This is a genomic window from Tannerella forsythia (genome assembly GCF_003860135.1).
Classification (GTDB): Bacteria; Bacteroidota; Bacteroidia; order Bacteroidales; family Tannerellaceae; genus Tannerella; species Tannerella forsythia_A.
The window spans coordinates 1-842 of record NZ_RQYN01000137.1 but is presented as its reverse complement, the minus strand read 5'-3'; the positions used below and the strand labels follow the sequence as shown (position 1 = coordinate 842).

Sequence of the window (842 nt, the reverse complement as noted above, 5' to 3'; positions counted from 1 at the left end):
TTAAATTTTATTCAAAAGCCTCCTAATGGATGCCGGTTTTACCATTTCCTCGGCCGAATCGAAGGTTATTTCATAGTTTCGGCAGAGTCTTCTATAATTGTCAAACCATGAAAATGTCCTTTCTACAATCCATCTTTTCCCAATTGGCTTAAAGCCATTTACCTTATCTCCGCTTGTCACCACTTTAAGGATATATCCAAAAGCAGTTTTTACCTTGTCTGCTATTTCCCCTCGATACCCCGCATCAGCTAAGATGATTTTGATATTACAACAAAGCTCCCTAAGGCATCTTGCTAATAAATAAGCCGCTTTACTATCATGCACACACGCAATTGTTACCATTACGGCCGGCAGGAAACCATTCTTATCCACGACTACATGACGTTTAATCCCTTTTATTTTCTTATTCCCATCGATACCCTTGAGAGAGCGATTATCTCCCCAACGTATACTTTGACTATCCATAATACCCGGACTTGATTCTGCTTTTTGGCCCATTTTGGCACGTACTTTCTCTCGCAAACGGCTTAATAAGAGATCAAACTCACCCCAAGAGCACCATTTGCGATCATAATCGTAAACCAGTTCCCAAGGAGCAAAATGCCAAGGAAGCATACGCCATTGACAGCCTGTTTTCACCAAATAGAAGATCGCATTCCATATTTCACGCAAATCATATTTTCGTTTCCTTTCTTGCACATTCAAGATTTTCCTGATAACTTGCCACTGTGTTTCTTCTAAATCCGTACAATACATAATTATTTGAAGCTTGGTAACTAAAAATAATCATTTTGCAGGAAAGAAGAAACACCTTTCGTCGTTCAAACTATAAATTTAAACAG

Annotated in this window: 1 protein-coding gene; it reads right to left on the bottom strand. The window is 38.8% G+C overall.

Features of this window, described 5'->3' with window-relative positions:
* Window positions 1-756 (bottom strand): IS5 family transposase, encoded by a 756-nt coding sequence (locus EII41_RS13650; protein ID WP_124791010.1) that lies wholly within the window; start codon window positions 754-756, stop codon window positions 1-3.
* Window positions 757-842: the final 86 nt, after the last annotated feature.

Coding starts and splice junctions, on each gene's coding strand:
- EII41_RS13650 (WP_124791010.1), bottom strand. CDS start 756: ATGTATTGTACGGATTTAGAAGAAACACAGTGGCAAGTTATCAGGAAA.